The sequence below is a fragment of the Demequina sp. NBRC 110055 genome (genome assembly GCF_002090135.1).
GTDB lineage: Bacteria > Actinomycetota > Actinomycetes > Actinomycetales > Demequinaceae > Demequina.
On the sequence record NZ_BBRL01000004.1, the window covers coordinates 360,391 to 374,442 of the forward strand.

Here is a 14,052-nt window from a genome sequence, read left to right on the forward strand (position 1 = left end):
AGGGGCGCAGTCTGGCGTGCTCCTCTTTGAGGCTACTCGGGCAGCGTCATCCCGATCACAGTTTGTGATCGACTATCGCGGCTCCGACACCACCGCGGACACCGTCACGAAGCAGTTGTCCGAGCCAAAGCGCTCGCCATTTTTCTTGAACCACACCGGGTACTCCCCGGTGACAGTAACCCGGACGAGGGTGCGATGGTCCGGCAGAACGGGACTTCGATATCGATACCCGGCGTCCTCGACGAGGCTGTAGAAGTCAACGAGGTGCGAGGCGAGCAGCGTCGCGCCGTCTGCCGTGAAGAGCTCCACGCGAGCGTAGCCTGAGTGACGGTCACTCACACCCTCGAGCGTCACCCGTGAGCCCTCGACCAGAGTTTCAAACGACTCGCCCGGAACAGCTGACCGAAAGCTCACGGACCGCCGAGTGCCCTCGATATTGCGCGCAAGGCCCGTCGCGGGATCCCAGGACGGCACAAAGAGCCCGAGTCCCAGTCCCGCTGTGCCGGTCGTGAGCGGCATCCATACATAGGTCGCCGCCGAGGCTTGGCGAGGAAATGACCACCGGTCGCCCATATACAACAACGTGTCCGCGCCGGCTATCTCCACTCGTGCCAGATACGTGCACTGGGAGTTATGAGTGAGCGTGCCAGGAGGCGCAACGAGACCACCGAAAGCCCACGGTCCGCGGGGCGAGGGCGCCGTGAAGTAGTAGTTATCGTTGCGTTCCCAGCTGGTTTTTCTCGAGAACATGAGCACGTAGGTGCCGTCGACCTTGGCCATCGCCGGCGACTCACCGCCTGGCGACACCTCGCGAGCCACTTTTTCTCTCGCCGCCGTCATCGTGTCGTCGAGCCGGTAGATATCCCCCTCGTGCAACAGCAGGTACGCCACCCCGTCGTCGTCATGGAACGTCCCCATGTCCCACGCGCGCAATGGCTCACCATCAACGAGCAGCGGCCCTTGAAACTCGTATGGACCCGTGATCGCCTCGCTGACTGCCACGCCGATGGTCGGGTCCGTGTAGCCCAGGTCGTCGGTGTGCATCAACATCACGTAGGACCCTGTCGTCGGCGAGCGCAGCACCTTGGGGCGTTCACCAATGCGCTCCGGCCCGAGAAGCCCGACACCCTGCGGCGCCAACGCGAGCCCCTCCCATGTCCACGCGGCGAGATCGCGCGAGGAGTAGCACCCAAAACCGATGAACTTGTTCTCGTCGTCCGTCTTGTACTCGCCGAACAGGTAGTACACGTCTCCCTCGCGCACCACGCAGCCACCGTGCGCGTTGACCGGGAGGCCTCGATCATCGAACCACGGCACACCGTTGACGACCAACGCGTCGTTCATGCGAGGTCAACCTTCACGGTCACGTACCCATGGGCAGGCACCACCACGTCAAGTCCGCTGTCGGTTCTCGCGATGTCCGACCACGGCTCGGGCTCAACCTCGGTCCTGTCCGGTGAGTTGTGCGCATCAAGACGGCTAGCGGTGAGCACGCGTGCCGAGAATCCCGCGATCTCGCGACCCCGCAGGTCGAGCATCACTCGCCGGTCCTGGGCCGGATCGAGATTCGTCAACGACACCAAGGCGCTGTCACCCACCGTCGACGCGGACGCCGACAGGAGGGCGAGCTCTCGCTCGCGCACCCGTGTCGACGGGACCCCGACGAGGTCAACGTCGAGCGCCCACGCATCGTGATGGCCGCGGTTCATCTCGAAGACGTGGAAGGTCGGTGTCTTGACGACCGCACCCGTCTGGGCATCGGTCAGGAGCACCGCCTGGAGAACGTTCACGGTCTGCGCGAGATTGGCCATCACCACGCGCTGCGCGTGCCGGTGGAAGATATCGAAATGGATAGACGCGACGAGAGCGTCGCGCAAGGTGTTCTGTTGGAACAAGAAGTGGGGATTGGTGCCGGATTCCGGTTCAAACCAGGTACCCCACTCGTCAACGACGAGGCCGACCTTCCCATGGGGGTCGTAGTGTTGCATGACGGCTGAGTGCCGTGTAAGCAGCTCGTCCATACGAGAGGCGTTGCTGAGTGTCGTGTACCACTCCTCGACGGTGAACCCCGTCGCGCGGCCCTTGTCTTTCCACGAGCGTGCGTGCGTATAGGCGTGCACGGAGACGGCTTGGAAGGGGCGAGGAGCGCCGTCGACGGGCTCGAGTCCGTCGATCGCGCGCATGAGGGCCTCTGTCCAGGCGTAGTCATCGATATTCGCGCCCGCGGCGATGCGATAGAGCTCGTTGCCGCCGTGGCTACGTGCGTACGTAGCAAACTGGCGCGCCAACGCCGCGTAGTGGTCGGCACGCATCCCACCACCACACCCCCAAGCCTCGTTTCCTAGGCCCCAGAACGGCACACTCCACGGCCTGTCGCGCCCGTGCGAACGCCGCATCGCCGCCATAGGTGAGTCGTCGGCGCGAGTCAGATACTCGACCCACTCTGACATTTCTGCCACCGTCCCGGAACCGACGTTTCCCGCGATGTATGGCTCCGCACCCACGAGCTCGCAGAGGCGAAGGAACTCGTGCGTACCGAACGCGTTATCCTCCACGACGTCGCCCCAATTGCTGTTGAGCATGTGGGGGCGGGCGGCTCGATCCCCGACGCCGTCGCGCCAGTGATAGTCATCGGCGAAGCACCCCCCAGGCCACCGCAAGTTGGGTGCGGCGATCTCGCGCAACGCCTCGATGACGCTTGTGCGTAATCCGTCGACGTTCTCGTGGGGGGACCCGTCGCCCACCCAGATGCCGCCATAGATGCCGCGCCCCAGATGCTCAGCGAAGTGGCCGTAAAGGTGGCGTGAGATTCGATGCCTCGGAAGGTCCAGATTGACGATTGCCCGTGTCGCATGCTCGGGAGGGGCGTGATGAGGGTCCGGTGTGGCCATGCCCGTCGCGCTCACTTGAGCCCCGTTGTGGCGATGCCTTGAATAAGGAAGCGCTGTCCCACCAAGAAGACAAGGAAGACCGGCACGATCGTGACGACAGACATCGCGAACAGTTGACCCCACTGCGATGATCCCGTGGCGTCGACGAAGTTGCTTAAGGCGACGGTGGCTGTCATGGAGTCGCGGTTGAGATAGAGCAGCTGGCTGAAGAAGTCGTTCCACGACCAGATGAACGTGAAGATCGCGGTCGTCGCGATAGCCGGCGTCGCAATAGGGAGCAAGATCCGAGTGAAGGTTCGCCAGTACCCCGCCCCGTCGATAGCAGCGGCTTCGTCGAGTTCGCGCGGGATTCCGCGGAAAAACTGAACCATCATGAAGACGAAGAAGGCATCCACGGCCACAAACTTGGGTACGACAATAGGCAAAATCGTGCCCACCAATCCCAACTGCGACCACATGATGTATTGCGGCACGATGAGCACAAAGCCGGGAAGCATGAGCGTCATCATCATGATGGCGAAACTGATATTTCGCCCCCTCCACATGAGCCGGGAGAACCCGTATGCGGCCATGGTGCAGCTCATCAGGTTTCCGATGATGCACAACGCGACAATGATGAAGGAGTTCAGCAGGTACTTTCCAAAGTCTCCTCCCTGCATCGTCCAGCCTTCGACGTAACTGTCGAGATTCAGGGCAAAGTTGCCGTCTTCGTCGAGAGGCAGGAGCGACGGGGAACTGAAGATCATGGTCTCCGGCTTCAAGGAGGCGGATACCATCCACAGCAGCGGATAGATCATCACCACGCCCACCGCGATTAGCGAGAAGTGCTTGAGGGCCGAGACGGACATGCCGCCGCCCTTGCGAGCCGATCCTTGTGACCCTCGAGCAGATTCGACGCGCCGCTGGTCACGTTCCATTTCTGCGCTCCTACGAAGCATAGTGAACCCACTTTCTGCTGGCCCAGAAATTCACGGCAGTCAGCAATCCAACGATGAGGAACAGCAGCCAAGCCAGGGCAGACGCGTAGCCCATGGCATGGCGCGTACCGAAGGCCTGCTGGTACAGGTAGAGGGCGTAGAAGAGTGTCGATTTTGCTGGCGCACCCGTCCCACCGGAAACGATGTAAGCCTGGGTGAAGGTCGTAAACGAGTTGATGATCCCGAGGACCAAGTTGAAGAACAGAATCGGAGTCAGCAACGGAAGCGTGACGTGCCAGAACTTCCTGGTCGCGCCAGCCCCGTCCAGGGACGCCGCCTCGTGAAGCTCCTCGGGTACCTGACGCAGTCCCGCGAGGAAGATCACCATCGCGGAGCCAAACGTCCACGCGTGGAGAAGGATCAGGGTCCACAGGGCGCTGTCGGGGTTGGCGACCCAGGATGTGTCGCTCTCGATGCCCAGCAGCCCCAAGAACTGGTTGACAAGTCCGTCGCTGCCGAAGATACGGCGCCAGAGAACGCCCACTGCGACCGATCCGCCGAGCAGGGACGGTAGGTAGTAGACGGAGCGGTAGAAGTTCAGCCCGCGCAAGCCTCGATTGAGGGCCATGGCCACCGCGAGCGCAATGACGAGGTTGATCGGCGTGCCGATGAGCACGTAGGAAAAGGTCACCGCGAGCGACTTCGCCACATTCGGGTCGTTCGCCATGGCGACGTAATTGTCGAATCCCACCCACTGTGGCGCAGTGAGCAGGTTGTACTCGGTGAACGATAGGTACAGCGAGGCCACCATCGGGCCAAGCGTGATACCCACCGCCCCGATGAACCACGGCAGCATGAACGCTATTGCGGCCCGCTCCTGTCGCTTCTGGCGGGGACTCACAGGTTGACGTGTGCGCGCCATGGTTCGCCCTTCTCGAGAGGTCATGTATTCGAACGTTTCAGATGGGACAGGCGGGGCGCGGCGCACCGTCACCTCTGGTGACGGGCCCCGCGCCCCGACGAGTCACGAACCGGACAGGGCCGCCTCCATCTGGTCATACAGGGACTGCGCGGCTTCCGCCGGAGTCTGGTTACCGAACAGCACCTCTTGGTTGACCTCGTCAAACGTCGACACCTGGACGCTGCCCGCGCCGGTGTCCTGGAGGTGGAACGGCTGGAGGTCCATCGCCGTGAGCGATGTGATGTAATCCGCGAACCGCTGGTCGGCCGGAGTCAGCGAGTCCTGCAGCGCCTCAACAACCTCCGGGTTGGGCTGCACTCCTCGCTCGAAGCCCATGACCTCTGCCGCGTCGACAGAGTTCGTGATGAAGTCGACGAAGAGCGCCGCTTCCTCAGGGTGTTCCGTCGTGGCATCGACGGCATAAAAGGTTCCGGGCTTGGCCCACGCGCCAAGTTCGGGAGCCTGCGATTCTCCGGGCCAATTGAGGAAGACAAACTCGCGACCGGCCGCCTCCTCGAGGGCACCGAGCTGGTTAGCAGAGATCACACCCATCGCGGCGGTGTGGAGGGCCAGGGGCGACTGCTCGATGCCACCGCCAGCCGATGCCGCCTCAATCGCAGCATCTGGCGCCTGGGTGCCGCCGGAGGCAACCAGGTCCTCGACCCAGGACCAATAGTCGGCCATCGACTCGACCGTGAAGCCCAAGCCCTGTGCTGACCCGTCCACGGGCCCCCAGTCCTCTCCTTGCTGGCGCACCCAGATCGACGCGACCTGGGAGTCCGTGGGCAGGACGAATCCCGCGACCTCAGGAGTGGCCGCCGTGACGGCACCCGCCGTCGTGACCACGTCGTCCCACGTCCACGTGTCTCCGTCGGGCAGGTCCACCCCGGCTTCGTTGAAGATCTGCGGGTCGGCCACGACGCCAAACGACGCGACACCAGACGGCGTGCCGTAAACGGCACCGTCCTTGGTCACCATCGAAAAGAGGTTCTCAGGAATGGTCTCGAGATCGACGGCATCGCTCACGGTGGTGAGGTCGAGCAGGCGCCCATTGTCGATGTAGTCGTACATGAACGGATCGATCACCGTAAAGATGTCGGGCAGATCATTCGCTGCCGCCTGTGTATTGAGCTTGGTCCAGAAGTCGTCGTAGTTCGAATACTCGGCAGAGATCGAGATGCCGGGATTCTCGGCCTCAAACGCGTCGATGACCTCTTGCTGCAAGGCGGCGCGGTCGTCGCCGCCCCACCACGCAAAGTTCAACGTCACAGGGCCTTCGTCCGAGGAGGACTCGGTCGACGACGCGTCAGTCGAACACCCCGCGGTGATCAAGACGCCGATGCCCGCGAGGGCTGCCGCACCGGCTCCGGTGCGCGAGAACATGCGAATCATGAAACCTCCCTTGGTCTCCTTTCGCGCCGACCGCTCCATGGGGGAGGTCCACGCTGCACCGGCATGGCATCGTTGCGACCGGCTGCGCGGTCGAGTCTGACATCGTTTGCACACCAGGTCAAGAGGCGCGTCGATCCTCAGTTGTGTGCTCAGATGCCGATGAAGCGACACAGTCTCATCGGCCCGCGGCCGGTGCTTCAGCCACCGCCCGCAACGTCCAGAGATAACGTTTGCAACGCACCTTGGCGTGTTGCGGCGGGCGTCGTGGGCACACCACTGTGGCAAGGCCTGGGAACGCGGGCGTTGGGAGGATCGGTAGCCCGGGCCGCCTCAGGAGCCGGTGGTGCGCAGCGCCGACGCCCTCAGGACGACAAAGGGGGCGACGGTTTCGAACTGGGGAGTGGTGAGTGAGGAGCGCGTGAGACCGAACGCACAATCACCGGCAATCTCCCAGCCAAGGTTGACGCTTGTGAGCCCCACGACTACGCCGTCGGCGTCGACGGTGTCTCCAAAGCCGGCGACTCCCACATCCCGCCCGGGCGTCAGACCGGCGTCACGCACCGCGGACAGAGCGCCTAGCGCCATCGTGTCGGTAGCAGCCACGATGCAGTCGACCCCCGCACGCTCGTCGAGCAGGCGCGCGGCGCTCGCCCGTGCGGCTTCGCGCTCACCCTGGCTCCACAATGTCGTCATCATCGCCGATGGAATCCCTGCGGACGCGGCTCCAGCAAGAATGCCGTCAAGCCAGTCGCGCCCGGCCTGGCCCTGCGACTCGTCGGCGATGACACCACATCGCTCGTAGCCCTGAGCGCGCAGCGCTGCCATGAGTTGGACCGCGCCGTCGCGGTGGGACACGGCGACCCGATCGCTGTCGGCGTCACCCTGACCCACGTAGACCACGCGGCCGCCGAGGCCACGGAAGTGGGCAAGTTCCGTGACGAGCGGAGCGGATGGTGCGGTCGTCATGCCCGCCATCACGACCGCGCTGGGCTGTAGTCCTCGCAGGCGTCGCACGGCCGTGGCGGCGTCGCCCCGCACATCATCGGCGCTCGCCACCGTTACGATCATGCCTGCCGCCTCGGCCCTCGCGACGAGGCCCTCGACCACGCTCGCGCCGGCGGGCTCGAGAAAATCGCTGACGACTACCGCGACGAGGGCTGACGAACCAAGGATGGTCGCGCGCGCCGACAGGTTCGGCGCGTAGCCCAAGGACTGTGCGGCGGCTGCGATCCTCCCCCGAGTCGCCTCCGACACACGCGGGGAGCCTGCGCTCAGTGCGCGCGACGCGGTGGCCACCGACACCTTCGCGAGCCGCGCGACATCGCCAAGCGTCACGGGACCGTCGGGGGGAGTCGCCCCCTTCGGGTCTCGGCTACTGCTGTCGGTCACGCGCCCATCTTGGCACCTGAGCGCGCGTACCCCCAGTACCGCGACCAGGGGAGCATCGCCACGGTCCGCTTCCTCCCATGCTTACCCGGCGATCTGCGTGCTCGCGCGCACCAGCAAGCGCCCGGGCAGGTGTCGATGCTCGCGGGGCGCGTCGTCATCCAGAGCCATGCCCAACGCCACACGACCCGCGCCCGCGAAGTCGAGCGCGACGGTCGTCAGGGGCGGGTCGACCGCGGCGGCGACGGGAAGTCCGTCGTTGCTTCCGACCGCCACATCCTCGGGCACGCGAAGCCCCACTTCTCGCAAGCCCGCGATCACGCCGACGGCGATCGCGTCGGCCGCTACGTAGATGACGTCCGGCGGTGGGTCGAGGCGGGAGAGCGCCCGGGCTGCCATACGCCCTTCTTCCGCGGACACGCCACACACCCTGACCGGTACGGACGCTCTGTCGATCCCCGCATCGGCGAGCACCTCGAGCAGGGCCTCGACTCGAGCCGTGTGAGACGGGTGCGCGGCGGTGACGACCGCGAAGCGCGAACGTCCCAGTTCGAGCAGGTGGCGCCCCATTAACGCGCCGGAGGCATCATCATCAAAGCGGACGGATACGTAGTCGTCCTCGAGTCCTCCCAGCGACACCACCCGCCCTCCCTCGCGTTCGAAGGCTTCCAGCTCGGGACGCACCTCGAGAGGAGCGCGCTCAACATAGTTCAGGATGAGCGCACGGGGACGCAACTGACGCAGCGCACGGATCGTGCTGGCATGACGACTCAAGTCGGGCCCGACGACCACGACATTGGCGAGGACTCCGGCACGACGCGCCGCCGCCTCCATTCCGGAGGCCTGGAGCGCAATGGGTGCGCGACGAGGATCGGAGACGAGCATGGTGACAGCGATGCGCCGCCCCCTCAACGCTTGTGCCGCCTGATGACTGACATATCCCAGCGACTGAGAAACGGCCTCGACGCGTGTCCGCAGATCGTCAGAGACGGGCGCTCCGCCGTTGAGGACGCGTGACGCCGTCGACTTCGACACGCCCGCGACCCGGGCGACATCGCCAAGCGTCGGGGCGCGGTGGGGTACGGACACATTGCCTCATCTCTTCTTGCAGGGACCCTACCTGCGGTCACGCCACATGGCGTATAGCCTGGTGGCCAATATCGACAAAGGTCGAGCACAGCGTCATTGGCCGCGCTCCATCGGAGGCAAGGGAGGGTCATGGGTGGCCGGAGAGCGAACGCTATTCGCGTTTGGCGACAGCATCGTCGCCGGTCACCTCTATCCGCGGGATAGTTTTATCGATCGGGCCGCCGCACGCATGGACATGACCGTGTCGAAGTTTGCAGTCAACGGCGCCACTGTCATGCCAAGCGAGAATGTCGTCGAGGACCAGGTGCACAGTGCCCCCTCGACCTCACCCGACATAGTCGTCTTCGACGGAGGCACGAACGACGCCTATGCGCGCGTGCTCACGCACGTGGGTATCCCCGGGGCCCCCTTCGCTCCGCCGGGACCACGGACCACCTTCGCAGGGGCCTTCGAACACCTCATCGCGGCTATCACTGAGCGCTATGCCGAGGTTCCGATCGTGTACGTCAGCGCACATACCCTCGCCGCTCGGCCCCTCGCTGCACAACGAGCGGTGCGCGCGACCGCCCTCGAGGTCTGCTCGCGCCACCGCATTCCGGTGGCGGACGTCTCCTTGACAGCGCTCGACACCCGCGATGACGAGATGCGCGTCGCATACTCCTTCGACTCGCTTGACGAGACCGGCCGTCCCGGCGCCGCAACCACCACGGGAGCCTGGTTCAGCGACGCAGGGCCCCGCCCCACAGGCACACACCCCAATATCGAGGCCATGGACAGGTTCTATGTCCCCGCGGTCGTCGAGGCGATCCGCCGACTAGGCTGATTCCCATGAGCGCAGACGGACTCGCCCAGGCCCAGAACAAGATGCGTGAAGCCGGGGTCGCACCAGCGGCCATCGACGTCTTCACGCACTACTACGGGGAACTGGAGGCGGGCGCGACCGGCCTGGTCCTCGAGGAGACCATCGAGCCGCTGCTGAACCCCGACAAGCTCGCGGACGTCGAGATCTCCGCAGAAGCCGCCGCCGCGGCGATCCAGAAGACCGCCATCATCAAGCTCAACGGCGGCCTGGGCACCTCGATGGGCATGGATAAGGCCAAGTCGCTGCTGCCGGTGCGCGACGGCAAGACGTTCCTCGACATCATCGCGCAGCAGGTGCTGCACGCCCGCGAGGCGTACGGCGCGCGCCTGCCGCTGGTGCTGATGAACTCGTTCCGCACGCAGGACGACTCGCTCGAGGCGCTCTCCACCCACCCCGGCATCGAGGTCGACGGACTGCCGCTTGACTTCCTGCAAAACCGCGAGCCCAAGATCCGCGTCGACGACCTCACGCCCGTAGATTGGCCCGCCGACCCGAGCCTCGAATGGTGCCCGCCGGGACACGGCGACATCTACACCGCCCTGCTGTCCTCGGGTGTCCTCGACGCCCTCCTCGACGCCGGCTTCCTGTACGCGAGCGTGTCCAACTCGGACAACCTGGGCGCCGTGCCGAACGCGCAGATCGCGGGCTGGTTTGCCCAGTCGGGCGCGCCGTATGCCGCCGAGTTGTGCCCGCGCACCCCCGCCGACCGCAAGGGCGGCCACCTCGCGATCCGCAAGGCCGACGGTCAGCTGATCCTGCGCGACACCGCGCAGACCGCGCCCGAGGAGATGGACTACTTCACCGACGAGTTCCGCCACCCGTTCTTCCACACCAACAACCTGTGGTTCGACCTGGTCGCCATCAAGAACGCCCTCACCGAGCGCGGTGCGGTCCTCGGCCTTCCCCTCATCCGCAACGAGAAGACGGTCGACCCGACCGACAGCACGTCACCGAAGGTCTACCAGCTCGAGTCGGCCATGGGTGCGGCGATCGAGGTGTTCGAGGGCGCCACGGCGATCGTCGTCGGCCGCGAGCGCTTCCTTCCCGTCAAGACCACCAACGACCTGCTCCTGCTGCGTTCGGACGCCTACGACCTGGGCGACGACGCGGGCCTACGCCTCGCCGTACCCACGGCTCCGCTGGTGGACCTGGACTCGAAGCACTACAAGACGGTCGCGGACTTTGACGCCCACTTCCCTCACGGCGCACCGTCGCTGAAGGACGCCTCTTCCCTCACCGTGAAGGGCGACTGGACCTTCGGCGCGAACGTCACGGTGACCGGCGACGCATCGCTGACCGACGAGGGCGAGACTCGCACCCTTGGTGATGGGTCGACGCTCGCTGGCTGAGCCTCAGTCGGCCGCGCAGGTGCCGCCCTCGGTGACGCCCTCCGCCGACTCGAACGACCACGACCCGACGTCGCCGCCCACGTAGTCGAGTTCAAGGCACCAGCCGAGGTCGCCGACGGCCTCGATGCTCACGCTGCGCTGGGTGTGCAGGAGGCCCTCCACGGCGGAGCGTGCGACCTCGTAGCCGTCCCCCACCACCGCGACAGGCGGCACGCCGTCCCCGCCGGCCACCGCATCGGCCACCGTGTTGCCGACCTCGACGACGTCGTGGTGGGCGTACGCGTCGACGGTCGCGGGATCGGGCCCGCGCACCGCGAGCCACACGAGGACCACCGTCGCGACCAGGCCCACGTATCCCAGGATGGTGCCCGCCAGCGCGAACCCTCGCGTCGTTGCCCTCCCTCGCCGCGCAGCCACCAGCCCCAGGTGACCCAGCACAATCGCGACCACGGACAGTGCCAGGGCGCCGGTGATGAACGCCGCGACCCCCAGCCATGACTGAGAGCCGTCGTCTTCCGCGCTAGGCGCGAAGGGTGCGGGGGGGTCATCGTCGCTCGCCGCGTCACCAGCGGGGTCGGACGCCACCGGTTCCATCACGGCGGTCTCCCCCACATTGACGGGTGGGATGACCTCGGTGGGCTGGTCGGCGGCGGTCACATCGTCTCGCGAGTCGGGCATGCGCGGCTCCCTCGGGTCGGTGGCTGACGACTCCACCGTACGCCCGGGCCGCTCTCAGACACGGTGCGCCCGTTTGGGGCGCGTGTCGGTCCCCGCCGCGGGTGCGGCCACCGCCTACCGTGGCTTCAGCCGCGAAGGACGTGCGGTCCAGGCAAGGCGAAGGCCCCCCGGAATTCGGGTCCGGGGGGCCTTGCCGTGGACCGAGAGTTTACGTTCCTGGGGAAAACTCCTCAGGCCGATGGCCGTCATTGACGCTCCGGCTGCGCCTGCCCTGTGGACAGGCGCCCTCTCGACCGACGACCGGGGCCGCGAGACCCTGCGCCGTCACCCGCAGTGGCGGATCGCCCTCGCCCTGAGGCGGTGGCGTCCGTGGTCTCCCGTTGTCCTGATCGCCCGTCACTTCGTCTCATTCTCACCGTGAAATGGCTTTTACCAGGAAGTTTGTCACCAGCGACGGTGACATTCCCCCTCGCAAACCACGTTCAAGGTCCCACAGGGAGACGCGCGCGGTGCGAACGTTTCGAAGATCCGATGCGACTAGTCGTACTCTCCCTGGCACACCGATGCAAGCCCGGGCGCCGTGAGATTTTTCTCCACCGTTTCCCCCCAGGTTTTTCCACAACTGTTGGTGCGGGTTTACCGTTCCTTCACAAGGCTGTGGACAAAATCTGTGGAAACTCAGCCGCGGCGTTGGTCGTTTTCCGCGGCCTGCGCGAGCATCGCGTTGTACGCCCTGAGTTCGGCGTCGTCGTCGCGCTCCGCCTGGCGATCCTTACGGCGGCTCTCCTTCTCATCGGCCAGCCGCCACGCGATGATCACGCCGATGGCGAGCGCGAGGACCGGCAGCTCCCCGATGCCCCACGCGATCTGGCCGCCATACTGCTGGTCCGTGATGGCGTCGGGCCCCCACGTGCGACCCATGAGCCCGAGGAATGTGGGTGCGAGCAGCACCTCCGAGCTGGTGAGTGCCACCCCGAAGAAGGCGTGGAACGCCATGGTCGCGAACAGCAGCACCACGCGCATGGGGTACGCGGGACGCTTGGGTCCGGGGTCAATCCCCACCAAGGCGTTTGCGAAGAGGTAGCCCGCGAGTGTGAAGTGCGCGATCATCCACAGGTGGCCCACGTGGTTGCGTAGGGCGAACTCGAACAGCGGCGTGTAATAGAAGATGAACAGCGAACCCGCGAAGTTCACCGCCGCGAAGATCGGGTTCGAGATGACGGCCATGAACCGCGACTCGACGACGACGCGCACCCACTCGCGTGGGCCGCGCGAACCATCCCGCCGCGGAGGCAACGCGCGCAGCGCCAAGGTGATCGGCGCGCCGAAGGTCAGTGGCAGCGGCGCCAGCATGGCGAGCATCATGTGCGACACCATGTGACCGGAGAACGTCACCATGCCGTAGACGGCGGGTCCTCCCTGCGTGATCCACACCATGATCGCAAGACCGGTGAGGAAGGAGGCGGTGCGCCACCACGCCCACGCGTCGCCGCGCCGGCGCAGGCGAATCACCCAGCGGACATAGACCACGCCGGCGGCGACGATCGCGGCGGCGGTGAGGATCTCGAGCCTCCACAACCCGATCCAGTTCACGAAGGACGGCGCGGGCGGCAGCTCATAGCCCGTGAGGTAGTACGCGGGGCTGGGGTCCTCGAGGGCCACAATCGGCAGCGGCGGAGCGGTGCCGGACAGCACCGCGGCGATCGCGATCACCGCAACGATGGCGGCCACATCCACGGTCATGACGCGCCAGAAGCGGTCCCGCACGTGCGCGTCCGACAGGCGCGGCAGCGCCACACGGCGATGCCAGGCGGCCAGGCCGATCGCCGCGCTCATTAGCGCCACCTTGAGCAGCAGCAGCCAGCCGTAGGTGGTCGTCACAAGGTCGGCAGGGCCCCCCATGCGAATCCACGCATTGGCGATGCCGGACACGATGAGCGCGACGGCGGCCCAGATCATGATGCGTGACCCGCGCCGCACCGCGCTCTTCGCCTCCAGGCCGAGCGGGCGGCGCATCAGGAACAGCGACCCGAGCACGCCCATCCACAGCGCCGAGCCCACCAGGTGCAGGAACATCGCGGACGTCGCCAGGTGGTGGTCGGTCGCGCCGGCGGCGTGACCGGTCTGGGCCTGCCAGCCGAGGGCCCACGCCACGGGCACGAGCGTCCACGCCGCGGTCGACGGCCGGCGCACCAGGCCCGCGAGGACCGACACCACGATGGCCGCGAGCGCCATCTGTAGGTACGCCTGCCCCAGATCAATGGTCGTGACGAAGGACCACACTTCCTCGACGAAGCGCTCGGGCGCCACGGCATCGTTCCTGATGAAGGCGTACGAGACGAAGATGTAGACCACTGCGGACAGGGCCCAGACGGCGGCGGACACGCGCGCCACCTGGGAGGCGCGCTCGGCGGCCGGGTGGCGGGAGGGCACGACCCCGGCGAGCATCACGAGGGCGCCGGCGGTCAGGCCGAGGAAGATGTCGCGGATCGCGCCCGTCAGCGTGACGAGGACATCGACGGACATG

The 14,052-nt window shown here is 66.0% G+C and carries 11 protein-coding genes; 2 read left to right on the forward strand and 9 right to left on the reverse strand.

All coding sequences use genetic code 11. The features are described 5' to 3' along the window. Window positions 1-72: 72 nt before the first annotated feature. The 7 genes from B7K24_RS01795 to B7K24_RS01825 all read right to left on the reverse strand — a co-directional run bounded on the left by B7K24_RS01795 (window position 73) and on the right by B7K24_RS01825 (window position 8,636). Window positions 73-1,344 (reverse strand): family 43 glycosylhydrolase, encoded by a 1,272-nt coding sequence (locus B7K24_RS01795; protein WP_084128282.1) that lies wholly within the window; start codon window positions 1,342-1,344, stop codon window positions 73-75. Further along, on the reverse strand, window positions 1,341-2,312 hold the full coding sequence (locus B7K24_RS13760) for an alpha-L-arabinofuranosidase C-terminal domain-containing protein (RefSeq protein WP_307181604.1): 972 nt from the start codon (window positions 2,310-2,312) through the stop codon (window positions 1,341-1,343). Before B7K24_RS13760 ends, B7K24_RS01795 begins: the two co-directional genes overlap by 4 nt. 590 nt (window positions 2,313-2,902) lie before the next feature. Further along, a complete protein-coding gene (locus B7K24_RS01805; protein ID WP_234986509.1) occupies window positions 2,903-3,808 on the reverse strand; it encodes a carbohydrate ABC transporter permease in 906 nt (301 codons plus the stop codon). A 10-nt stretch (window positions 3,809-3,818) separates the two neighbouring features. Then, a complete protein-coding gene (locus tag B7K24_RS01810; protein ID WP_084128288.1) occupies window positions 3,819-4,730 on the reverse strand; it encodes a carbohydrate ABC transporter permease in 912 nt (303 codons plus the stop codon). Window positions 4,731-4,832: 102 nt separating this feature from the next. Beyond that, complete coding sequence (locus B7K24_RS01815; protein ID WP_159449106.1) at window positions 4,833-6,161, reverse strand: ABC transporter substrate-binding protein; 1,329 nt, start codon at window positions 6,159-6,161, stop codon at window positions 4,833-4,835. 330 nt (window positions 6,162-6,491) lie between these two features. Next, the gene (locus B7K24_RS01820) at window positions 6,492-7,550 is read right to left on the reverse strand and encodes a LacI family DNA-binding transcriptional regulator (RefSeq protein WP_084128292.1); all 1,059 of its coding nucleotides are present in this window, start codon (window positions 7,548-7,550) and stop codon (window positions 6,492-6,494) included. A gap of 81 nt (window positions 7,551-7,631) precedes the next feature. After that, entirely contained in the window at window positions 7,632-8,636 is a 1,005-nt protein-coding gene (locus tag B7K24_RS01825; protein ID WP_084128294.1) for a LacI family DNA-binding transcriptional regulator, read from the reverse strand. Window positions 8,637-8,769: 133 nt separating this feature from the next. On the opposite strand from B7K24_RS01825, the gene B7K24_RS01830 reads away from it, so the two are divergent. Both B7K24_RS01830 and B7K24_RS01835 read left to right on the forward strand, forming a co-directional pair. Continuing rightward, a complete protein-coding gene (locus B7K24_RS01830; RefSeq protein ID WP_159449107.1) occupies window positions 8,770-9,459 on the forward strand; it encodes an SGNH/GDSL hydrolase family protein in 690 nt (229 codons plus the stop codon). A gap of 5 nt (window positions 9,460-9,464) precedes the next feature. Then, window positions 9,465-10,847, forward strand: a complete 1,383-nt coding sequence (locus B7K24_RS01835) for a UTP--glucose-1-phosphate uridylyltransferase (RefSeq protein WP_084128298.1) — start codon at window positions 9,465-9,467, stop codon at window positions 10,845-10,847. Between the two features lie 3 nt (window positions 10,848-10,850). Here B7K24_RS01835 and B7K24_RS01840 read toward each other — a convergent pair whose 3' ends face one another. Both B7K24_RS01840 and B7K24_RS01845 read right to left on the reverse strand, forming a co-directional pair. After that, entirely contained in the window at window positions 10,851-11,525 is a 675-nt protein-coding gene (locus tag B7K24_RS01840; protein WP_084128300.1) for a DUF4190 domain-containing protein, read from the reverse strand. Between the two features lie 678 nt (window positions 11,526-12,203). Next, window positions 12,204-14,051 (reverse strand): cytochrome c oxidase assembly protein, encoded by a 1,848-nt coding sequence (locus B7K24_RS01845; protein ID WP_084128302.1) that lies wholly within the window; start codon window positions 14,049-14,051, stop codon window positions 12,204-12,206. Between the last annotated feature and the right edge of the window lies 1 nt (window position 14,052).